21 protein-coding genes are annotated in these 21,356 nt (G+C 70.2%); 17 read left to right on the plus strand and 4 right to left on the minus strand.

From position 1 onward, the window contains the following. From H5411_RS23315 to H5411_RS23325, 3 genes are all read left to right on the plus strand, one after another. The coding region (locus H5411_RS23315) for a PIG-L family deacetylase (RefSeq protein ID WP_463672090.1) at positions 1-440 on the plus strand (440 nt) is incomplete at its 5' end. Beyond that, complete coding sequence (locus H5411_RS23320; protein ID WP_101441079.1) at positions 437-838, plus strand: hypothetical protein; 402 nt, start codon at positions 437-439, stop codon at positions 836-838. The genes H5411_RS23315 and H5411_RS23320, both read left to right, overlap by 4 nt. Then, positions 831-1,622, plus strand: coding sequence for a hypothetical protein (locus tag H5411_RS23325; RefSeq protein WP_101437804.1), 792 nt, complete (start codon positions 831-833; stop codon positions 1,620-1,622). Before H5411_RS23320 ends, H5411_RS23325 begins: the two co-directional genes overlap by 8 nt. Positions 1,623-1,626: 4 nt before the next feature. Here the strand turns inward: H5411_RS23325 and H5411_RS23330 are convergent, their stop codons facing one another. Further along, positions 1,627-2,385 carry a site-2 protease family protein gene (locus tag H5411_RS23330; RefSeq protein WP_101437805.1) on the minus strand — a complete coding sequence of 253 codons (759 nt, stop codon included), beginning with the start codon at positions 2,383-2,385 and terminating at the stop codon, positions 1,627-1,629. A 223-nt stretch (positions 2,386-2,608) separates the two neighbouring features. Here H5411_RS23330 and H5411_RS23335 point away from each other — a divergent pair, with 223 nt between their 5' ends. Both H5411_RS23335 and H5411_RS23340 read left to right on the plus strand, forming a co-directional pair. Further along, positions 2,609-2,932 carry a WhiB family transcriptional regulator gene (locus H5411_RS23335; protein ID WP_037355639.1) on the plus strand — a complete coding sequence of 108 codons (324 nt, stop codon included), beginning with the start codon at positions 2,609-2,611 and terminating at the stop codon, positions 2,930-2,932. A gap of 480 nt (positions 2,933-3,412) precedes the next feature. After that, the gene (locus tag H5411_RS23340; RefSeq protein ID WP_183124978.1) at positions 3,413-6,718 is read left to right on the plus strand and encodes a glycosyltransferase family 2 protein; all 3,306 of its coding nucleotides are present in this window, start codon (positions 3,413-3,415) and stop codon (positions 6,716-6,718) included. Positions 6,719-6,912: 194 nt separating this feature from the next. On the opposite strand, the gene H5411_RS23345 is transcribed toward H5411_RS23340, so the two are convergent. Further along, positions 6,913-7,341, minus strand: a complete 429-nt coding sequence (locus tag H5411_RS23345; protein ID WP_101437807.1) for a metallopeptidase family protein — start codon at positions 7,339-7,341, stop codon at positions 6,913-6,915. Positions 7,342-7,457: 116 nt separating this feature from the next. Between H5411_RS23345 and H5411_RS23350 the strand changes: the two genes are divergently transcribed. From H5411_RS23350 to H5411_RS23385, 8 genes are all read left to right on the plus strand, one after another. Next, the gene (locus H5411_RS23350; RefSeq protein ID WP_101437808.1) at positions 7,458-7,811 is read left to right on the plus strand and encodes a DUF3499 domain-containing protein; all 354 of its coding nucleotides are present in this window, start codon (positions 7,458-7,460) and stop codon (positions 7,809-7,811) included. Positions 7,812-7,886: 75 nt separating this feature from the next. After that, entirely contained in the window at positions 7,887-9,242 is a 1,356-nt protein-coding gene (locus tag H5411_RS23355; RefSeq protein WP_183124979.1) for a phosphomannomutase/phosphoglucomutase, read from the plus strand. A gap of 68 nt (positions 9,243-9,310) precedes the next feature. Continuing rightward, positions 9,311-9,538: a Trm112 family protein gene (locus H5411_RS23360; protein ID WP_101437810.1), complete on the plus strand. Its 228-nt coding sequence runs from the start codon at positions 9,311-9,313 to the stop codon at positions 9,536-9,538. A 2-nt stretch (positions 9,539-9,540) separates the two neighbouring features. Continuing rightward, the gene (locus H5411_RS23365; protein WP_101437811.1) at positions 9,541-10,626 is read left to right on the plus strand and encodes a hypothetical protein; all 1,086 of its coding nucleotides are present in this window, start codon (positions 9,541-9,543) and stop codon (positions 10,624-10,626) included. An 82-nt stretch (positions 10,627-10,708) separates the two neighbouring features. Next, positions 10,709-11,941, plus strand: a complete 1,233-nt coding sequence (gene manA, locus H5411_RS23370) for a mannose-6-phosphate isomerase, class I (RefSeq protein ID WP_101437812.1) — start codon at positions 10,709-10,711, stop codon at positions 11,939-11,941. A 95-nt stretch (positions 11,942-12,036) separates the two neighbouring features. Then, positions 12,037-12,951, plus strand: coding sequence for a cation diffusion facilitator family transporter (locus H5411_RS23375; RefSeq protein WP_183124980.1), 915 nt, complete (start codon positions 12,037-12,039; stop codon positions 12,949-12,951). Between the two features lie 79 nt (positions 12,952-13,030). Beyond that, positions 13,031-14,575, plus strand: coding sequence for an amino acid permease (locus H5411_RS23380; RefSeq protein WP_101437814.1), 1,545 nt, complete (start codon positions 13,031-13,033; stop codon positions 14,573-14,575). 279 nt (positions 14,576-14,854) lie between these two features. Beyond that, a complete protein-coding gene (locus H5411_RS23385; RefSeq protein WP_183124981.1) occupies positions 14,855-15,574 on the plus strand; it encodes a hypothetical protein in 720 nt (239 codons plus the stop codon). A gap of 56 nt (positions 15,575-15,630) precedes the next feature. On the opposite strand, the gene H5411_RS23390 is transcribed toward H5411_RS23385, so the two are convergent. Next, the gene (locus H5411_RS23390; RefSeq protein ID WP_183125016.1) at positions 15,631-17,868 is read right to left on the minus strand and encodes a hypothetical protein; all 2,238 of its coding nucleotides are present in this window, start codon (positions 17,866-17,868) and stop codon (positions 15,631-15,633) included. A 128-nt stretch (positions 17,869-17,996) separates the two neighbouring features. Here H5411_RS23390 and ahcY point away from each other — a divergent pair, with 128 nt between their 5' ends. The 3 genes from ahcY (at position 17,997) to H5411_RS23405 (ending at position 20,304) form a co-directional block, all read left to right on the plus strand. Continuing rightward, positions 17,997-19,469, plus strand: coding sequence for an adenosylhomocysteinase (gene ahcY, locus H5411_RS23395; RefSeq protein ID WP_101437816.1), 1,473 nt, complete (start codon positions 17,997-17,999; stop codon positions 19,467-19,469). Positions 19,470-19,570: 101 nt separating this feature from the next. Further along, positions 19,571-19,858, plus strand: coding sequence for a FitA-like ribbon-helix-helix domain-containing protein (locus tag H5411_RS23400; protein ID WP_167442010.1), 288 nt, complete (start codon positions 19,571-19,573; stop codon positions 19,856-19,858). Then, the gene (locus tag H5411_RS23405) at positions 19,852-20,304 is read left to right on the plus strand and encodes a type II toxin-antitoxin system VapC family toxin (protein WP_101437818.1); all 453 of its coding nucleotides are present in this window, start codon (positions 19,852-19,854) and stop codon (positions 20,302-20,304) included. The genes H5411_RS23400 and H5411_RS23405 overlap by 7 nt, the downstream gene beginning before the upstream one ends. On the opposite strand, the gene H5411_RS23410 is transcribed toward H5411_RS23405, so the two are convergent. Continuing rightward, positions 20,301-20,843, minus strand: coding sequence for a helix-turn-helix domain-containing protein (locus tag H5411_RS23410; protein WP_183124982.1), 543 nt, complete (start codon positions 20,841-20,843; stop codon positions 20,301-20,303). The genes H5411_RS23405 and H5411_RS23410 overlap by 4 nt on opposite strands. 47 nt (positions 20,844-20,890) lie before the next feature. Between H5411_RS23410 and H5411_RS23415 the strand changes: the two genes are divergently transcribed. Beyond that, complete coding sequence (locus H5411_RS23415) at positions 20,891-21,355, plus strand: YbaK/EbsC family protein (RefSeq protein WP_183124983.1); 465 nt, start codon at positions 20,891-20,893, stop codon at positions 21,353-21,355. The last annotated feature ends 1 nt before the right edge of the window (position 21,356 follow it).

The raw sequence follows: 21,356 nt of genomic DNA on the forward strand, positions 1-21,356 counted from the left end.
AGGTCGTCGTCACCTATGACTCCTTCGGCGGCTACGGCCATCCCGACCACATCCGCGCGCACGAGATCACCATGGCGGCGGCTCCGGACGCCCCGTCGGTCGAGCGGGTCTTCCACGTGGTCCAGTCCGAGGCCGCGCTCACCGTCGGGCTCGCCGAACTGCGCGCCGACGGGACATCACCGTTCCGGGTGGCCGCCGACGGCGAGCTTCCGTCCACTCCGGACGGCAAGATCACCACTGTGGTCGACATCTCCGCGCACCGGCAGGCGAAGCTGGCGGCTCTGCGCGCGCACGAAACCCAGCTGACCGTGGTCGACGGCGCGGTTCCGCACTTCGCGCTGACCAACAGCATCGCGCAGCCGATCCCGTCGGCCGAGTACTTCGTGCTCGCCCACGGCGACGGCAGCGGCGCCGAGACCGATCTCTTCGGCGGGTGGTGACCGTGTCCGCCCCGCTCACTCGCGACCAGTGGCTGATGCTGGTGCTGCTGGCGCTCGACGCGGTCGTGCTGGCGCTGCTCGAACTGTTCTTCCTCCCGCTCCGGGTCGGCCCGCTCGGGGAGGTGCCGCTGCCGATCACCGCGGTGGTCGGGGCGGTCACCACGCCGTGGCTTGTGCTGACCGCGGGGAAGCTCGTGCGGCCGGGGCTGTCGTTCGTGCCGTTGCTGGTATGGGTACTCGTCGTGTTCGGCGTCGGTCTGTTCGGCCCGGGCGGCGACGTCGTGCTCGTCCAGGACTGGCGTGCGCTGCTTCTGCTCGGCGCGAGCGCGCTGCCCGCCGCGCTCGTCCTCGGCGGCGGGCTCGGCCGGGCCGCGGCGAAGGGAGGGATGAGTGGCTGAGGCCATTTCGGACCGTCAGGTCGTGGCGATTCTGCGCCCGTTCGTCCGCGCCTGCGCCCCGATGCTCGACGCGTTGCGCGAGGCGGACCCATTCGGCTTGCAGGCGCGTGCCCGGCGCGGCGAGGACGAATTCGCCGACGCCGGCTTCAAGAAGAAGATGCTCCACGCGCTGACGACGGTGAAGGTGCCGGGCACCGCGGGGTGGGCGGCGATGGACATCGACCAGCGCGCGAGCTGGTGGGTCAATCGCGTCGGCAGGCTCACCTCGTTGCTGACGTCGATTCCCGGACTCGGCGGCGCGCTCGCCGACCGGCTGCCGGTGCAGGACACCCTCGGCGCCGCGTCGCAGGGACTGGTGCTGTGCGCGATCGCGGGGGAGTACGGCGTGACCGACGTCGGCAGCCGCGTCCGGCTGATCGCCTCGGTGCTGTTCGAACGCGACATCGACGCCGACCTCGCGGCGGGAGCCGGGCACGACAAGTCCGCGAAGTCCGCAGAGGACAGTGAGACCGCGCGGCTCACCGAGGAACTCGACGAATCCCACCGCAAGCACGGCAAGGTCACGGCGAAAGCCGTCGCGCGGACGCTCTGGCACCTCGGCAAGTCGCTGTGGGGGATCACCGGCGAACTCGAGAAGCGCCCGCGCGGCCGGTGGATCCACCGGGCACTCGGGATGCTGCCGGTGGTCGGCGCGGCGGGCGACTATCTCGGCGAGCGCTCCGGGCTCAAAAAGGTGTACAAGCGCGCGCACGCGTGGCTCATGGCCCACCGGCAGTGGGCCTGAGCGGTCACCGCCAGAAGAGGAACGCCTTCTGCCCGATGGCGGACGCGGTCGCGTTGCCGCCGAGCGGCTCGTAGATGCCCTCGGCGATCGTCCAGAGCAGATCGGACAACGGCCGGAAGAGGAAGAACAGCGCGAACAGCGCCAGCGGCGCCCACGGCCGCACTCGCGCGCCGAACGCCCGCGCCTGCGGGGAGAGGTACGGCTCCAGCGCACCCCAGCCGTCCAGCCCCGGCACCGGCAGAATGTTGATCAGGAACGTCATCACCTGCAGCAGCGCGAGGTACGACATCGCGTAGAAAAGACCGGTCGCCATCGGGATCAGCATCGTCGCCAGGCACAGCGCGGCTCCGACGGCGAGGTTGGCGAGCGGGCCGGCCAGTGACGTCCACGACGCGGTCGCGCGGTTCCGCAGCGAGCCGCGGTTGATCCACACCGCGCCGCCGGGCAGCGGGATGCCGCCGATCAGCAGGAAGATCAGCGGAAGCACAAAGGACAGGACGGGGTCGGCGTAGCGCCGGACGTCCAGCGAGAGGTACCCCTTGTGAGCGATCTCGTGATCCCCGCCGCGGAAGGCGACGAAGGCGTGCCCGAACTCGTGGAGCGTCAGCGAAGCCATCCAGCCGCCCAGGACGAGCAGCACGACGCCCGCGATGAACATCGGGTCGCGGGAACTGAGAAGAGTCGTGGAATCACCGTATGCAGCCAGGAAACCACCGGCGACGGCGACGGCGAGGATGCCGAGGAAGATCGGGCTCGGGCGCACTGCTGATCTCTGCACCCCACCAGTCTTCCGTATGCCCGGTGTGAAGTCTTCGGCGTGTCCCCTTGCGCACCCGGGCACGGAGATCCCCCGAACTCGCTACTCGGCTTGACCTGGCCGACCTACACAGGTGTAATCACAGTGATGTCATTCGCTGTCGGAGGGGGCAGCGGGTGTCGTTTCACCACCGCCAGCCTGGGGAGTGCGTAGGAGCGAGGAGGCGGACGTGCGGTTGGAAGCGGACAACAGGGAATGGGGGCACGTCGTGGGTTGGGGAGAGAACCCGGAGCAGCAGCTCGGGGATCTGACCGACCTTTTCGACGTCCCCGAGGAGCAGGACTGGCAGGAGCGCGCCCTGTGCGCGCAGACCGACCCGGAGGCGTTCTTCCCCGAGAAGGGCGGCTCGACCCGCGAGGCCAAGCGGATTTGCCTTGGCTGCGAGGTCAAGGACGACTGTCTCGAGTATGCGCTGGCGCACGACGAGCGCTTCGGCATCTGGGGCGGACTGTCCGAACGGGAACGTCGCAAGCTGAAGAAACGCGCGGTTTAAAGGGTTTCGGCCCCCCGGTCTCCGTGGGCCGGGGGTGCGTCCCGCCGCCACGGCAGTCGTTGCCGCGCCGGCGAGCGAGCGATGCGGCCGGTGCGACGCGGGCGGGATGGGGAGTCCTCGCCGGGGTGGCGCCGGGCACATTCGACGGATTCGCGCGGCCCGGTTCGGCGATGCGGTGAGGGCGGAAGTGCCGTCACGGCGTCGGAAAATCGGTGCTGTGCCGTGGTTCTCTTTGTGATCTTCGTCTTCTGCCGCGGAAACCTCGGCGTGCCGGGGATCTCGCGGCCGGACCGGGTGCCGCCGGTTCCCGCTGGAGCGCGCTCGCGGTATTTCGCTTGTGCCTGCCCGATCGGCCGGGACTGATCCTGGGCCGGTCCACGCGGTGGGATCCGCCGGACGCGCGGCGTGGGCCGGTGCCGGCGCGACGGTGCAGGCCGTAGGGTGACCGCACCTATCGTCCCGTCCGAGCAGGAGCCGTTCTTGCCTCGCACCGTCGTTCCGCCCGCTGTGCGGACGTTGCCCGTTCTGGCCATTGTGGTCTGTCACGACGGCGAGGAATGGCTGCCGCTGGCGCTTTCCGCGTTGCGGCGCAGCACAGTCCGTCCGCGGCACGTGCTCGCCGTGGACACCGGGTCAACAGACCGTACCCCGAAACTGCTCGCCGACGCAGCGCAGCCGGGCGCGGCCGCCGAGGAACCCGTGCTGTCCGGAGTTGTCACTCTGCCGAGTGAAACCGGGTTCGCGGAAGCGGTCGCCGCGGCCGTCGCGCACGCGGTCGATCGGTGGGGCGATCCGGGATCGTGGCTGTGGATCCTGCACGACGACTGCGCTCCCGAAGCCGACTGTCTCGCCCAGCTCCTCCGCGCCGCGGAGGAAAACCCGTCCGCGAAAGTGCTCGGCCCGCTCGGCACCGACTGGACCGATCCGCGGCTGATCGTCGAGGCCGGGCTGTCCACCGACGCCTCCGGGCACCGCCAGCAGATGGCCGCGCCGGACGGCGAACCCAGCGAGGTTCTCGCCGTGCCGAGCGCGGGATCGTTGGTGCAGCGGGAACTCTGGGAAACCCTCGGCGGCTACGACGAGGACTTCCCGTTGCTGCGCGAGGATCTCGACTTCGGCTGGCGTGCCAACGCGGCCGGCTCGCTCGTGCTGTCCGTGCCCGCCGCGCGCGTCCGGCACGCTCGCGCGCTGTCCACCGGACAACGCACCCCGGACGCCGCCGGCCGTCCGCTCGCCGCGCTCAACCGTTCGCACGGCGTGCGCGTCTTTCTCGTGAACTGCTCGCCGCCGTCGTTCTGGTTCGGGCTCGTCCGGCTGCCGGTCATGCTGGTGCTGCGCGCGTTCGTGTTCTTCGTCCTGCGGCGCACGACCGAAGCCGGGGCGGAACTGGCCGCGCTCGGATACGTGTGCGGGGGCAAGGGAAATCTCCGCGCGGCGCGGGCCTGGCGGCGCGATCAGCCGCGGCCGGGAACTGTCCGCGGGCTCTTCACGAGCCGGATCACGAGGCTGCGCAACGCGATCAGCGCCGGGGTGGTCGGGCTCGTCCGGCGCGGCGTGCAGAGCGACGTCGCGCTCGGGACGGTGCCGGAGAGCGTCGAGCAGGAGTCCGCATGGATCCCGCCGGAGGCGCTCGCCGCGTCCGGCGCGCGGCCCGTCGGTCCGGACGCGTTGCCCGCAGGCGCGCTGCGCGGCCTGAGCACTCGAGGCCGGGGGCTGCGCCGGCCGGGCACGGTCGTCGCGGTCACGCTGCCGGAAGCTCCGGTGTCCGAAGAGGACACTGAACCGGTCGAAGAGGTCTCGGACCACCCGTCTCCGGCGCCTCGCCCGGAACCGGCGGCGCCGGAACCGGATCTGGTGTTCGTGGAGGTCAACCGGCGACGCGTGCTCGCCGCGACCATCTTCGCGCCGCCGGTGGTGCTGGTCGTCGTGCTGACGGCGCTGGCCTTGGTGCTCAACCGCGGCCGGCTCGGCCTCGACCTGTGGGGCGGCCAGCTGCTGCCGGTCGGCGGGCTGAGCGAGATCTGGTCGACGTACCTGTCGCCGTGGCACTCGATCGCCGGCGGCACCGGTGCGCCCGCCCCCGCGACGCTGCCGGTGCTTGGCACGATCGGCGCGATCTTCGCTCCGATCGGCGGTCCGGCCGCGCTCGTGGCGATCCTGCTCATCGGCGACATCCCGCTCGCCGCGCTCAGCGCCTACGTCGCCACCCGCAAGCTCGCGGTGCGCCGCTGGGTGCGCGCCGCTGTCGCCGCGGTGTACGCGTTGCTGCCCGCTGCTACCGCGTCGGTCGCGCAGGGGCGGCTCGATGTGGTTGTGGTGCACCTCGTGCTGCCGCTCGTGATCGCGGGCATCGTCCGGTTGCTGACCCGGCCGGGCACGCGGTGGCTGCATGTCTCGGCGCTGTCCGCGTTCGGCGTCGCGTTGCTCGGCGCGTTCTCGCCGCTCGCGCACGGGCTCGCGCTCGTCGGCCTGCTGGTCGGATTCGTGGTGCTGCCCGCGCCCTCGGGCCTGGCTCGCCGCGTCGCGTCGGTCGGGATCGTGGTGCTGTTGCCGCTGGTGCTGCTGCTGCCGTGGCCGACCGTGCTCTTGCGGCATCCGGAACTGCTGCTGCAAGGCCTCGGCGGTCCGGCCGCGCCCGCGTCCACGACGGATCTCGCGGGCCTCACGCCGGGCGGTCCGGGGGCCTGGCCGACCGGGGTGGTGGTGCTCGCGGCGACGCTCGTCGCGCTCGTGGTCCGGCCGCGGAAACAGGTCGTCGGCGGGCTGGCACTCGCGGTGCTCGGCCTGGTCGGCGTGGTCCTGGTCCGGCAGGTGCAGCTGACGCCGATGCAGGGCGGTGCGCCTGCGTCCGGGTACGCCGGGGTTCCGTTGCTCGTGGTCGGAGCCGGGCTGCTGTGGGCAGTGCTGGCTACCTGGCAGCGCGGCGGTTCGGCGATGCCCGCGGCGTGGTTGCCGAAGGTGCTGGCCGTGGCTGGCGTTGTGGTGGTGGCCGCACTGGCTGCCGGTGCGCTCGCGACTGGTTCGGAGGGACCGCTGACTGCACGGCCGCGTCCACAGCTCGCGCCTGAGGTGGCCGCGGATGTCGCTGCGACGGGGCGGTCGGTGCTGGACGTCAGTTCCGCGCAGGTGCGGCAGACCGGTGGCCGGCTGGCGCTCTTCGGCGACGACGAGCTCGCGCCGGTCAAGGGCACGCCGGAGCGGCTGACCGAGTGGCGGCGCGGGCTCGGGCAAGGGGATGTCGCGGCGCTCAAGCGGGTTTACGCGGCTGCCGCGGCGTCTGGGGTCCAGTACGTGGTGTTGCCGGTCGGGACGGACGCGCGGGCTTTTGCCGCGGCGGCCAGCGACCTTGCCGCGGTGGCGGCGCCGATGTCGGACGGGCGTCCGACGTTGCGGTTGCTGCCTAAGTCCGGACAGGTGGCGTTGATCTCGCCGGAGCTGGCCAAACAGGCGGTGACCGGCGGGGGCGCGCCGGGGACGAATCCGGGGATTTCGCCGGTGACCGCGCAGTTGCCGGATGTGCGGGTGCGGGCGTCGGAAGGGCCGACTGGGCGGTTGCTGGTGCTGGCCGCGGAGCAGGAGGCTGGGTGGCAGGCGAGTGTGAACGGGAAGGCCGTGCCGATCGTGCCTGCGTGGGGGCATCAGGTGGCGGTGTCGGTGCCTGCGCAGCCTTCGGAGGTCTCGGTGACTTTCCCGGGGACTGAGCGGGGATTGTTGCTTTTGGTGCAGTTGGCGGCGGTGTTGTTTACGGCTTTGACTGCGATTCCGTCTCGGAGGCGGGTGGGGTAGTCGCGGGCGGCTCGTCGCCTGGCGGCGACATTGCGCCCGGTCCTCGCGTGGGGCACCCCGAAGCTTGATTGTGCTGACGGTCTGGGGGTGCTTGTCAAGGCGGGAAAGATGCCTTGACAAGCACCCCCAGACCGCAGGGAGGCTTCGTATCGGGGTGCGGGGGAGGTGTGGGTGCCTCGTTGTGCGTGTGTGGGTCAGTCGCCTTCGATGACGTCTGGTTCTACGCCTAGGTAGCCGGCGACTTGTTCTACCAGGACGTCGTGTACTAGGTCTGCTAGTTCTGAGGGGTCTTTCGCGCGTGCTTCCAGGGGGCGCCGGTACAGCACGATGCGGGCTCGGGTGGGCAGGCCGGATCGGTCGACTCCTGCCGGGACCAGGCGTGACAGCGGGACTGCGCCGTCGTGGAGTACGCCGTCTGCCGGGGCTCGGCCGTCCAGGGGGACTTCGGGTACGTCGTCTACTGCGACGTCCAGTTTCGTCAGCTCGTGCCGCCAGCGCGCTTCGATCGGCTCCAGAGCGTCCAGCACCAGCGCGTCGAAGCGTTCCGCCCGGCTCGCGGCCGCGGGCAGGGACGCCGGATAGAGCGTCCCGCGCAGGCCCCGGCCATGCCGGTCCCGCCGCATTCGCTGCCGTTGTCGGTAGTCACGAGCCGTCGCCACCGCCCAAGTCTATGCGGTCGCCAGGACGACGCGCGTGTCGCCGGTACTTCGCTCGCGGCGACGCGCTATCGTTTCCGATCGTGCGGAGCGTACGGAAATGTTCGCGAACGGGTTGCCTCGAACCCGCTGTCGCCACGCTCACGTATGCCTACCAGGACTCGACCGCGGTCGTCGGACCGCTGGCCACCGCTTCCGAACCGCATTCCTACGATCTCTGCGAGGCCCACGCGCTGCGGCTGACCGTCCCGAAGGGCTGGGAAGTCGTCCGCCACGAGGGGGCCTTCGCCGCTCCGGAACAGTCCGCCGACGAGCTGACCGCGCTGGCCGAGGCGGTCCGCGAGGCCGGCCGCTCCGACGTCCCGGCCGTGCAGCCCGAGCCCGAAGGGCCCTCCGGCAGGCGCGGCCATCTGCGCGTCCTCCCGGGGCGCGCCTGAGCTGTCCTCCCGCCCGGTAGGCTTTCGCCCGCGGCGCGAGGGGCGTCGCCACGGAACTAGCGGCGGGGAGAAGGCGTGCCAGACCTTTCGGGCATCGTGAAGGCCTACGACATTCGCGGCGTGGTCGGCGACCAGCTCGACGCCGCCCTCGTCCGGGACTTCGGGGCCGCGTTCGCGCTGCTCATCAAACCCGAGGCACCGGCTGTGGTGATCGGCCACGACATGCGCGATTCGTCGCCGGGTCTGGCCGAGGCGTTCGCCGACGGGGTGACCTCTCAGGGCCTCGACGTGGTGTCGATCGGCCTGGCCAGCACCGACCAGCTCTACTTCGCCTCCGGTTCGCTCAACCTGCCGGGCGCGATGTTCACCGCGAGCCACAACCCCGCGAAGTACAACGGCATCAAGATGTGCCGCGCCGGAGCCTCGCCGGTCGGACAGGACACCGGCCTCGCGGAGATCCGCGACACCGTCGAGCAGGGCGTTCCCGCCTTCGACGGCCAGCGCGGCACCGTCTCCGAGCGCGACGTCCTCGGCGATTACGCCGCCTACCTGCGCAACCTCGTCGACCTCTCCGGCTCCCGGCCGCTCAAGATCGTGGTCGACGCGGGCAACGGCATGGGCGGGCACACCGTCCTGACCGTTTTCGAGGGCCTGCCGATCGAGATCGTGCCGATGTACTTCGAGCTCGACGGCACCTTCCCGAACCACGAGGCCAACCCGCTCGACCCGGCGAACATCGTCGACCTGCAGGCCAAGGTGCGCGAGGTCGGCGCGGACGCCGGGCTGGCGTTCGACGGCGACGCGGACCGCTGCTTCGTCGTGGACGAGCGCGGCGAGCCGGTGTCGCCGAGCGCGATCACCGCGCTGGTCGCGGTGCGCGAGCTGGCCAAGGAGCCGGGCGGCACGATCATCCACAACCTGATCACGTCGAAGGGCGTGCCGGAGATCGTCGCCGAACACGGCGGCAATCCGGTGCGCACGCGGGTCGGGCACTCGTTCATCAAGGCCGAGATGGCTCGTACCGGGGCGATTTTCGGCGGCGAGCACTCCGCGCACTACTACTTCCGCGACTTCTGGCGCGCCGACACCGGCATGCTGGCCGCGCTGCACGTGCTCGCCGCGCTCGGCGAGCAGAACGGCCCGCTGTCCGCGCTCACCCAGGACTTCTCGCGCTACGCGGCGTCCGGCGAGATCAACTCGACGGTCAGCGACCAGGTCGCGCGGATGATCGCGGTGAAGGACGCCTACGCGGACAAGCCCGGCGTCGAGATCGACGAGCTGGACGGGCTCACCGTGCAGCTGCCCGGCGGCGCGTGGTTCAACCTGCGCCCCTCCAACACCGAACCGCTGCTGCGGCTCAACGTGGAGGCCGCCGACCGGGCCGCGGTCGAGGCGCTCACCGCCGAGGTGCTGGCCATTGTCCGGGCCTGACCGGCTGGCGCCGGATTGTGTCCGGAAGGCGCCCTCAACACCCCAACGACGCGTGGTATGGAGGAACCATGGCCATCACGCTTGACGCACAGCTGCTGGAGATCCTCGCGTGCCCGTCGCCGGATCACGCGCCGCTGCGTCCCGGCACGCCGGACGACGCCGAGGCCGACGCGCTGACCTGCACCGAATGCGGCCGGGTGTACCCGGTCCGCGACGGGATCCCGGTGCTGCTGCTCGACGAGGCGACGCTGCCCGGCTCGGCCGGGCCCGACGCTGATCACGGCGACAGTGCTTGACCATGCTTGACGATTCCCTGCTCGACGACTCCGCGCGGCTGGCCGATGCCGACCGCGCGGGGTTGCTGCGCGCCGCCGCGATGGCCGGCGCGCAGGTGCGAGCCACCGCCGAGGCAGCGGCCGAACTGGAGCTGAGCGAACGGCTGGACGTCGGGCGTCCGCGTTCGCTCGTGCTCATCGACCGGCCAGGGGTGAGCCGCACGCTCACCCGGCTGCTGGCCGCGTTGCTCGCGCCGTCGTGCCCGGTGCCGGTCGTGGTGGCCGAATCGGTTCCGGCCTGGATCGGCGCGCTGGACGTGGTGTTCGCGCACACCGACGACGCGGGAGACCGCGAGCTGGCCGCTTCGCTGGAGCGCGCCGCCCGGTTCGGCGCGTCGGTGGTGCTGTCCGCGCCGGCGGAGGGGCCGGTCGCGGCGGCGGTCGCGGGCAAGGGCGTCCTGCTCGCGCCGCGCGTGCCGGTGCCGCCGGAGCTGGCGTTCCCGCGCGGGCTGGCCGCCGGGCTGCTCACCGCGAACGCGCTCGGCCTGCTGGTCGCCGACGTGCAGGAGCTCGCCGACCAGCTCGACCTCGAAGCGGAGAAGGACTACCTGGCACGCGAGTCGTTCGCCAACCCGGCGAAGGCGCTCGCGCTGCGGGTCGCGGACCGGGTGCCGTTGCTGTGGGGGCTCGACCCGGTCGCGGTGGCGGTCGGCGAGCACGCGGCGCACGCCTTCGCCGCGTATGCCGCGCTGGTGTGCGACGTGGAGGACTACCGGCAGGCGCTGGCCCGCCCGGCCTTGCGCCGGGCAGCCCAATCAGGCGGCGCGGAGCGAGACATTTTCGCCGATCCGGACGACTCCCCTGGTGGAGTCGCGACGCGGGTGCTGCTGCTGTCGGTGCGGACCGGTCCGGCCACCGAGGCGGCCCGGTACCAAGCCGAGGAGTACCTGCCCGGCGCGGACCTGATCGCGCCCGCCGAGGAGATCGAGGCCGACGAGATCGTCCGCGCCGCGGTGCTGGCGCTGCGGTTCGAGCTGGCCGCGGTGTACCTGGGGCTGGCGGCGGGCAGCATCGGCGGGGCCGGGAGATACGAACCGGCCTCCGCCTGAGGGAGCAGGGGGGAACGCGGGCAGGCGGTTCCGCCGCCGCGTGCGTCGGCCCAGCGCCGACGGGAAGGATTGGGAGTTGACAGTGGAGCTGTTGCGCAACGCCGTACGGCCCTACGCCTGGGGATCGCGAACGGCCATCCCGCAGCTGCAGGGACGTCCGGTGCCGGCGCCGCACCCCGAGGCCGAGCTGTGGATGGGAGCGCACCCAGGGGACCCGTCGCACGTGCTCGGCCCGGACGGCACCGAACTGAGCCTGCTCGAACTCGTCGACGCCGATCCGGTCGGCCAGCTCGGCGAAGAGTGTGCACGGCGCTGGGGCAACCGGCTGCCGTTCCTGCTGAAGATCCTCGCCGCGGAAGAACCGCTGTCGATGCAGGCCCACCCGTCGGCGGCGCAGGCCGCGGAAGGCCACGCCCGCGAGGAGAAGCTGGGCATCCCGCGCGACGCCGCGAACCGCAACTACCCGGACCCGACGGCGAAGCCGGAGCTGGTCTGCGCGCTGACGGAGTTCCACGCGCTGGCCGGGTTCCGCGACCCGCACCGGACGGTCAAGCTGCTCAAGGCGATCGAGACGCCCGGGCTGGGCAAGTACACCGGCCTGCTCGAAGCCCAACCGGACCCGGCCGGTCTGCGCGCGCTGTTCACCACCTGGATCACGCTGCCGCAGTCCTCGCTCGACGAACTGCTGCCGGAAGTGCTCGACGCGTGCGTCCGGCACGTCCAGGACCACGGCGAGTTCGCGACCGAATGCCGCACGATCCTGGAACTCGGCGAGGCGCACCCGCGCGACGCCGGCGTGCTGGCCGCGCTGTTGCTCAACCGCCTGACTCTGCGTGCCGGAGAGGCGATCTACCTGCCCGCCGGGAACCTGCACCTGTACCTGCACGGCACCGCGGTGGAAATCCTGGCGAACTCGGACAACATCCTGCGCTGCGGCCTCACCCCGAAGCACGTGGACGTGCCCGAACTGCTGCGCGTGGTCGACTTCGCGTGCGGCGAAATGCCGGTGCAGCACGGAGAATGCGCCGGCCAGCGGATGGCGGTGTACCACACGGACGCCCCGGAATTCGAACTGTCGCGAATGGAATGGGCGGCCGGAGACGACGCCGAGCTGGAGGTCGACTCGGCCGGGCCGCAGATTTTGTTGTGCACCGAAGGAGACCTGCTGGTGGTCGCCTCGGACGGCGAACAGGTGGAACTGCGGCGGGGACAGTCGGTGTGGCTGCCCGCAGCGGATCCGGCGGTGCGGGTGCGTCCGTTGGGCGGAGCGCGCTCGCAACTGTTCCGGGCCACTGCCGGGGCTTGCGACTTGTGATCTGACCGGCTGGTTTCCGGACCCAGCGCTTCCCGGCGCCAAGGCTCCTCTAGGCTCCCTCCGGGCAATTCGGGCGCGGAGCAGGGGAGCGGGAAGTGTCAGCTGGCGGGGGTACCAAGGCGATCATCGCGGCGCTCGCCGCCAATGCCGGGATCGCGGTGGCCAAGTTCGTCGGCTTCCTGGTCACCGGGTCGTCGTCGATGCTCGCGGAGGCGGTGCACTCGCTGGCTGACACGTCGAACCAGGGGTTGCTGCTGCTCGGGCAGAAGACGTCCAAACGGCGCGCCACCCGGGAGCATCCGTTCGGGTTCGGCCGCGACCGGTACTTCTACTCGTTCATCGTCGCGCTCATGCTGTTCACGCTCGGTGCGGCGTTCGCTCTCTACGAGGGCATTCACAAGATCATCGAGCCGCAGCCGCTGGAGACGCCGGTCGTCGCGGTGGTCATTCTCCTCGTCGCGATCTGTCTCGAGGGCTACAGCTTCTTCACCGCGATGGGCGAATCGCGCAAGATCAAGGGCAACGCGAGCTGGTGGCGGTTCATCCGGCAGGCCAAGGAACCCGAGCTGCCGGTCGTGCTGCTGGAGGACTCCGGCGCGCTGCTCGGCCTCGTGTTCGCGTTGCTCGGCGTCGGGCTGTCGGTGCTTACCGGTGACCCGGTGTTCGACGGCATCGGCACCGTCTTCATCGGCGTGCTGCTCGGCGTGATCGCGATCATCCTGATCGTCGAGATGAAGAGCCTGCTGATCGGCGAGGGCGCGACCGACACGGACCTCGCGACCATTGTGGACGAACTGGCCGCCGGCAAGGTCGAGCGCGTCATCCACATCCGCACCCAGTACCTCGGCCCGGACGAACTGCTCGTCGCCGCGAAGCTCGCGCTCGTGCCCGGTCTCGACACCGCCGCGATCGCCACCGCGATCGACGACGCCGAGGCTCGCGTGCGTGCGAAGGTCCCCGTCGCGACGCTGATTTACCTGGAGCCCGACCTCGACCGCGAGACCCGCTGAGCTGTCCGGACAGCTGGCGCCCAACTGACACGCTAGGGTGGCGCCCGGTCCCCACGAAGGTCACCGCAGGAGGTCAACGTTGCCCGGCACTGGTTTGTGGCGCACGAAGTCAATCGAGCAGTCCATTTCGGACACCGATGAACCGGAGACGAAACTCCGCAGGAACCTGAGCGCTTGGGACCTCACGGTCTTCGGCGTCGCGGTGGTCATCGGCGCCGGCATCTTCACGCTCACCGCGCGCACAGCGGGCGACTACGCCGGTCCGTCCGTGTCCGTCGCGTTCGTGATCGCGGCTATCGCCTGTGCGCTCGCCGCGTTGTGCTACGCCGAATTCGCTTCCACCGTCCCGGTCGCGGGCAGCGCGTACACGTTTTCCTACGCCACCTTCGGCGAGTTCATGGCGTGGATCATCGGCTGGGACCTGATCCTGGAGCTGGCCGTCGGCGCCGCCGCGGTCGCCAAGGGCTGGTCGTCTTATCTGCAGACGGTGCTGGAGTACATCTTCGGCAAGGGCACCAAGACGTCGATCGATCTCGGCGGCGGCTTCGGCATCGACTGGGGCGCGCTCCTCGTCGTGGCCGCGCTGGTGACGCTGCTGGTGCTCGGAACGAAGCTGTCGTCGCGCTTCTCGATGGTGATCACCGGCATCAAGGTCGCCGTCGTGTTGTTCGTGGTCATTCTCGGCATCTTCTACGTCAAGGCCAGCAACTACACGCCGTTCGTTCCCGAGGGCAAGTCCGCCGGATCCGGGTCGAGCGGCGTCGACCAGTCGCTGTTCTCGCTCATCGCGGGCGGCGCCAGCAGCTCCTTCGGCATCTTCGGCCTGCTGGCCGGCGCGTCGATCGTGTTCTTCGCGTTCATCGGGTTCGACATCGTCGCGACCACCGCGGAGGAGACCCGCAACCCGCAGAAGGCCGTGCCGCGCGGCATTTTCGGCTCGCTGGCGATCGTGACCGTGCTGTACGTGGCGGTGTCGCTCGTGGTCGTCGGCATGGTGCCCTACACCGATCTGTCGACCAAGGCGGGCGACGGCAGCCACAAGACGCTCGCCACCGCGTTCTCCGCAAATGGCGTCGACTGGGCCGCGAACATCATCTCCGTCGGCGCGCTGGCCGGACTCACCACCGTCGTCATGGTCCTGATGCTCGGCCAGGTGCGGATCATCTTCGCGATGTCCCGCGACGGTCTCATGCCGCGTTCGCTGGCCAAGACGAGCGACCGCGGGACGCCGAAGCGCGCGACCCTCGTGGTCGGCGCACTGGTCGCGGCGGGCGCGACGTTCTTCCCGGCCGACAAGCTCGAGGAAATGGTCAACGTCGGCACGCTGTTCGCGTTCATCCTCGTGTCCGCGGGCGTGCTGGTGCTGCGCAAGACCCGCCCGGACCTGACGCGTGCGTTCCGGGTGCCGGGCGTGTGGATCATCGCGCCGCTGGCGATCCTGGCCTGCCTGTGGCTGATGCTGAACCTGACCGTGCTGACCTGGCTGCGGTTCGTCGTCTGGATGGTGGTCGGCGTGGTCATCTACTTCGCCTACAGCCGGCGGCACTCGCTGCTCGGGAAGCGGCAGTCGGGTGTCGACCAGGGCGGGGTGGTCGCCGATCCCGCGCCGCCCGTCGCCGACTGACCTGTTTTCGCTGTTCAACGGCCCGTCGCCCAGGTTGGGCGGCGGGCCGTTTCGCGTGCGTGGTCACGAGTCCGCAACTCGCCGATTTCGGTTCGGGCGGCGACTCGAACCCAGGGTGATCAGGCAACTGCGGGTGCGATACTCTCCGCGTCGTCTTCCCTCTGACGGGTTAATCACTCTCGGGTAATTCGCACGAACAGTGGTCGGGGTTCCTACGGAGGGTCGCAGTTCTCCGCGTGTGTTATCCCCCGTTCGGATTTTCCTCTGAGGAGTAACTCCATGCCCATCAGCACCAGACTGCGTGCCGGTTTCACCGTCGCCGCCGTGGCCGGTCTCGCTCTGCTCGGCACCGCGACCTCTGCGCTCGCCTGCACCACGGACGACAGCCGGGCGAAGCCGGTCGAGGGCAACGCGACCACCTGTGCCGAGGCGAAGGTGGCCGGCGACCTGCTCGGCGAGGGCGACCTCACCGTCACCGGCGGCACGGAGAAGGACCAGTACCTGAACGTCACGGCAGTGGGCGAGGGCGTCACGGTCACCGCGATCGTGGTCAAGGGCGGCCCCGGTTTCAACGTGTACGTGCCGGGCAGCCGAGGCATGTCGGCCACGCCGCCGTGGGAGAAGCTGCGCTCGCCGATCAACCGCGGCGAGCAGCTGCCGACGATCAGCCACTGGTTCGCCTGCGGAACCAAGACCGCGCCGACCAAGCCTCCGGTTTCGGAGACCCCGACCACGACTCCGGGACAGCCGACTTCCGAGGCGCCGAGCACCACGCCGGGCGCTCCGGCGACCTCCCCGGCCCCGGCCGGCGCGACCTCCGCTCCCGCCACGACCAGCGCTCCGGCCGTGGTCCCGGCGGGCAACCAGAACGGCACCGGCGGCGGCCTGGCCAACACCGGATTCGACAACGCCTGGTTGTTCTGGGTCGCCGGCGTGCTGATCGTCGCTGGCGGCGGTCTGCTCGCGCTGCTGAAGCTGCGTCGCCGCGGGACCAACTGATCAGCTAGTCCGTGCCGGGTCTTCGGAAGGAATCTTCTTCCGAAGACCCGGCGTCGTCAGCGGGGGCGGGGAAGGTCGCCGAACAGGGAGCCTTGTTCGCCCAGCGTCCGGGCGCGGCCGTTGGGGCGGCCCAGGCCCGCGGCCATCGCTACGGCGTTGTCCCACTCCGGATCGGCCAGGTATTCGGTGTGTTTGAGGACTCCGGGGGCCCAGCGGCGGCGGCCGTCAGGGGCTCGCAGCGGGTCGGGGACCCAGTGGTCGCCGCCCAGGACCAGGACCCCCGCGTCGTCTGGGGTCGCTTCCAGGGCTCCCCATTTGCCTTCCGGGAGATAGCCCTCGCCGAGCAGGTGGCCACCGCTTGTCTGGTGGCGCCAGGTGGTGACGCCGCCGCCGAAGATGTCGGTGCCTCGGCACAGTGCGCGCCAGCGGCCGTCCAGCGAGGAGAACAGGTCGGCCAGCGAGTCTTGCGGCAGGACCGCGGGGAAAGCGCGTTGGTAACCCCATTGCAGCGGGGATCCGGCGGTGAGCAGGCCGACTCGGTCGCGTTCGTCTGGCGGGAGCTCGGCGCACAGTTGAGCCGCCGTGAGCACGGTGAGGATGCTGCCCAGGTTCAGACCGGACAGGACCACTCGGGTACCCGGCTCGGCGAGGTGTTCCTTGACTCGCGACGCCAGTTCGGGGACGACCTTGAGGGCGTAGCAAGGCGGTACCCCGGGGTGGGCGGCGCGCGGCCAGAAGGACACAAGGTCAGCCAGCGCGCCCAGGTGCCGGCTTCGCTGGGGGGAGCGGGCGGCGGAGTAGACCACTCGCAGCAGTCCCGCGGCCAGCGCGCCCAGGGCGAACACACCGATCGCCGAGGCCGTGGTGAACCAGCCTGGCTGCAGGTTGAAGCCGAACCGCACGACGAGCAGTGCGATCGCACCGACGCAGAGCCCCAGGGAGACGATCACAGCCAGGTGGTGCAGGTGACGGCGTTCCCAGGCTGAGCGTGCCCACGCTCGCGCGGCGTCTTGTTCTTGCTGTTCGTCGTGTTCCATCAGTTCGACGATCGGCGGGATGCCGCGCCGGCGGCGGCGCAGCGGGACGGCGATGGCGTACCCGGCGATGGCGAGCAGGGCCATCAGACCGAGCCCGCCGCCCCACAGGACGGTGACCAGGTCGTACGTCGTGGGCAGGGCGAGTTTGTCCGCGCGGAGCAGTTTTCGGATGGCGATCGCCAGCCCGGCGCCGAAACCGCCGCCGAGCAGGCCGGCCAGTGCGAGTACCGGGGCCGCTGCCCAGCCGCCCAGCCACGGGCGGAGCCGGCGCGGGCGGTCGCGCCAGGTTGGACGGGCCAGCAGAGCCGACGGGATCAGCGCGAGCGCGAACAGCAGGGTGACTACGAGCAAGGCGCCGCCGAGGCCTTCGACGGTGGTGTCGACGCCGGGGAGCCGGTTGCCGACCGGGTTGGCCAGCACAGTGGCGAAGATGACCAGCAGCGTCGCGAAAGTGATCAGGCTCCGGCGTGCGACGGCACCAGCGTCGCTGCCGATCGCGCCTCCGGCCAAAACCGCGAGAACCAGGGCGAGGGTGCAGATCCACGCGATCAATTGCGGGATTTTCGTGGGCACGTGGAATGGTCCGCCCAGCAAGAGCAGGGAGATGCAGGCGAGCGCGGCAACCGCGTGTGTCGCGGACATTCCGGGAGCTTCCGGATCGGCGCGCAACCGCATCGGGACGCCTTTGCGGCCGGGATGCGCGGGCGGGCGCACCCGCCAGTTCGTGGACGAGATCCGGTGCAGGGCGTAGACCAGCGCCAGGAGCACTGCCACGCCGACGCCGATCCGCAGCGGCCCGTTGCGCAGTTCGGGGGTCACCCAGGCGAGGCAGGCGCGCCCGGGGGCGAGACATTGTGTCGCGACGAGGTCCAGTACCGCTGCCGCGACCTGGCTGACCAGCAGCATGGTGAGCAGCACGGCGGCGATCCGCAGCAGGCCGCGGCACAGGCCGCCGAGCCAGCGGCCGCGGTGCACCGGCGGCAGCATCCAGAACGCGACGTTGGCCAGTGAGAAAGGGAACAGCAGCGCCCAGGCGGCCTTCGCGACGCCGCCGGACGTCATGCCGCTCCACAGGTAGCCTTCGACGGTGCGCGGAATCGACCGGCCGAGCGCGGGCACCACCGGACCGGGAGCCGGACGCCGCAGCCGGTCGGCCGGGCGTACCACGCGGCCGAGTCCGTCGCCGGCGACGTCGACGGTCTGGACCGTGTCGAGGAGCGTCTCGCCGCTCGTGCCCACGAGTCCGGACACCCTCATTTCGACGATGCGGGTGTCAGGGCCGGGGAGCGGGGCGGGCACGGTGATTCTCTCCTCATCCGTTCGAGTCAGGGTCGAGCCGACAACGGTACTGTTCAGGTGCCATCAAACCTTGGAGGAACCGCACTATGACCCCCGAAAGCGTTGTCAAGCGGCACGACACCCGGGGCGGCATCGAATTCGCCGTCGCCGATCTCGACGCCGCCGAGTTCGGCCGGAAGGAGATCCGCCTCGCCGAGCACGAGATGCCGGGGCTGATGGCGCTGCGCCGCGAATACGCTGAGGTCTACCCGCTGCGCGGGGCGCGGATCGCGGGTTCGCTGCACATGACCGTGCAGACCGCGGTGCTGATCGAGACGCTGGTGGCGCTCGGCGCGGAGGTGCGCTGGGCCTCGTGCAACATTTTCTCCACCCAGGACCACGCCGCGGCCGCGGTCGTCGTCGGCCCGCACGGCACGCCCGAGGAGCCCAAGGGCGTCCCGGTGTTCGCGTGGAAGGGCGAAACGCTCGAGGAGTACTGGTGGTGCACTGAGCGGATGCTCACGTGGGAGGGCGAAGGCCCGAACATGATCCTCGACGACGGCGGCGACGCCACCATGCTGGTGCACAAGGGCACCGAGTACGAGAAGGCGGGCGTGGTTCCGCCCGCCGACGACGAGGACCCCGAGGAGTGGAAGGTCTTCCTGGAGCTGCTGCGCGCGTCGGTCGCGGCGGACAAGGGCAAGTGGACCGCCATCGGGCAGGGCGTCAAGGGCGTCACCGAGGAAACCACCACCGGCGTGCTGCGGCTGTACCAGCTGGCGGCCGCGGGCGAGCTGCTGTTCCCGGCGATCAACGTCAACGACTCGGTGACGAAGTCGAAGTTCGACAACCGCTACGGCATCCGGCACTCGCTGATCGACGGCATCAACCGCGGCACCGACGTGCTGATCGGCGGCAAGGTCGCGGTGGTCTGCGGCTACGGCGACGTCGGCAAGGGCGCGGCCGAATCGCTGCGCGGCCAGGGCGCGCGGGTGATCATCACCGAGATCGACCCGATCTGCGCGCTGCAGGCGATGATGGACGGCTACGAGGTCAAGCGCCTGGAGTCGGTGCTGGACGAGGGCGACATCTACGTGACCACCACCGGCAACAAGAATGTGGTGATGGTCGAGCACATGGCGCGGATGAAGCACCAGGCGATCGTCGGCAACATCGGCCACTTCGACAACGAACTCGACATGGCGGGTCTCGCCCGCTACCCCGGCATCCGGCGCGTGAACATCAAGCCGCAGGTCGACGAGTGGGTGTTCCCGGACGGCAAGAGCATCCTCGTGCTGTCCGAGGGCCGGCTGCTGAACCTCGGCAACGCGACCGGGCACCCGAGCTTCGTGATGTCGAACAGCTTCGCGAACCAGGTCATCGCGCAGGTCGAACTCTTCACCAAGACCGAGGAGTACGACAAGGAGGTCTACCGCCTCCCGAAGAAGCTGGACGAAAAGGTCGCCCGCATCCACCTGGAAGCACTGGGCGGCGAGCTGACGAAGCTGTCGAAGGAACAGGCGGAATACATCGACGTGGACGTCGAGGGCCCGTTCAAGTCGGAGCATTACCGTTACTGATCGCTGACCCGGAAGCCGCCCCGAAATGCTTTTCGGGGCGGTTTTTGTCTGCAAAAGAAAACACGTGATAACTCTAACGGGTGGCGTGTTATCATGGTGAAGTGAAGCAATTGATCACTCGCGTCGACGACGAGCTGCACGCTCGGCTGAAGGCCAGGGCCGAGGCTGAGGGGCGCAGCATGAACGACCTGGTCACCGAGGCCCTCCGAGGGGTCGTCCAGAAGGGCGAGTCACGAGCCGAGTGGAAACGCCGGTTGATCGCCGAGGGCAAGGCCGCGTATGTCGAGCCTCCAGCCCGGGTGGCGTCGCTGGACGAAATCGAAGAGTTCTCCAGCGGCTGGGGAGCGACCGTTGGCGAGTATCTCGACTGGACTCGGGGTGAATGGTGACCGAGTGTTACTACGCTGACACCAGCGCGTTGGCTACCGCGTACCTCAAAGACGAGCCTGGTCACCGTGAAATGCGTGAACTGCTGCTCGAGGGGCCGGATCTGGTGTTCAGCAGTGAACTGACCCGAATCGAGTTCACCAGTGCGCTCACTGCGGCGAAGCGTGCTGGCCGGATCCCCGACGCCCGGATCGTCCTCGAGCATTTCGACCGGCTCGCGTCTCCGGAGGGTGCGCTCGTGCTGATCCCTTTCCGGCCGGAGCGGGTTTTTTCGGCGGCGCAGCGACTGGTTGCCGAGAACTATCCGATTCGCACTCTGGATGCTCTTCATCTGGCTGTCGTAATGAGGGAAACTGCCGAACTGACCGGCGGCCAGCCGATTACTGTCGTGACGCGTGACGCGCGTCAGGCCGAGGCGGCGAAAGCCAACGGGCTCCTCGTCCGCTAATGCGGATACCGCATCGTCAACACCGCACTAGCCGGTCCGCCGATTCCGCGATACACATGGTCCGTTTCCGCGATGAACGTATGCGTCCCCGCCGCGGAAACCGTCACCGGTGCGTCAACCGGGCCGACCTCCGCCGTTCCGGTCAGTACCGTCAGCACTTCCCGGACCCCGGGGCTGTGCGGGTGCGATACCTGGACCCGCTCGTGGATCGTCAGCCGGTACACCTCGGTGACGCCGTCGGGGTCCTCCCAGCGGCCGAGCAGGGTCGCGGCCACGCTGTCGCCGTGTGCTTCGGCTACGCCGTCGTCTCCGAAGAGCAGGTCGCTCAACGGGATCGACAGTGCGGTGGCGATGGCGAACAGCGTGTCCAGAGTCGGGTTGCGGCGGCCGTTTTCCAGTTCTGACAGCGTTCCCTTGCCGAGGCCGCTGTCGGTGGCGAGCGCGGTCAGGCCGACGCCCGCGCGGGTGCGCAGCGTCCGGATGCGGGTGCCGACCGCCGCGGCGAGGGCGCGGCCGTCCGGGGCGGGTGACGTGGACACCCGGCCTAGTCTAGTGTTCTGTTTACAGAACAGTTGGAGGTGTGCAGATGTCGGCAGTGCAGAACGTGCAGGACGCGCTCGACGAGGCGGGGGTCGAGGGCCGGGCGCGGACGCTCCCGCAGTCCACGCGGACGGCGGCCGAGGCGGCGGACGCGCTGGGCTGTCCGGTCGGCGCGATCGCGAACAGTCTGGTGTTCCTGGCCGACGACGCCCCGCTGCTGGTCTTGACCAGTGGCGCGCACCGGGTGGACGTCGAGGCCCTCGCCGCGCGACTCGGGCGCGGCCGGATCCGCCGGGCCAAGCCGGACGAGGTGCGCGCGGCCACCGGGCAGGTGATCGGCGGGGTGTCGCCGGTCGGGCATCCGGCTCCGCTGGAGACGGTCGTCGACGAGGCGTTGCGGCAGTACAGCCAGGTGTGGGCCGCCGCGGGAACGCCGAACGCCGTCTTCCCGACGACGTTCGACGAACTCGTGCGGATCACCAAGGGCACGCCGCAGCGGGTGGACGGATAAA

Origin of the sequence: Amycolatopsis echigonensis (genome assembly GCF_014174495.1) — a bacterium.
GTDB classification, from domain to species: Bacteria; Actinomycetota; Actinomycetes; order Mycobacteriales; family Pseudonocardiaceae; genus Amycolatopsis; species Amycolatopsis echigonensis.